Source organism: Bacillus sp. sid0103 (assembly GCF_019219025.1).
In genome coordinates, this window is sequence record NZ_JAHUWN010000154.1 from 1 (window position 1) to 255 (window position 255).

Here is a 255-nt window from a genome sequence, read left to right on the forward strand (position 1 = left end):
GTTGTTCCACTTCAAGTTCAGGGGATTGATTGGGACGGGTCGCCAAACCTTTAGTTGTTTCAATCAATCCTTTTTTATAGTGTTCTAACTTCATATGTGCCTCAGCTTTTCCTGTTAAAAGAGGGTGCTTCGCAATACATTCAAATTCATCAAATATCTCCACATGATGATCTAAGGTTTCTTTAATCTTCACTTTTTGACCTGCAAATCGAAATGGGACAGAATAACGTTTCCCTTTGTAAGAAACGAAAGAAT

Annotated in this window: 1 pseudogene; it reads right to left on the reverse strand. The window is 37.3% G+C overall.

What is annotated here, in order from left to right:
* Positions 1 to 193 (reverse strand): annotated as a pseudogene (locus KW850_RS33825) (IS21 family transposase); the annotation flags it as partial.
* Positions 194 to 255 lie beyond the last annotated feature (62 nt).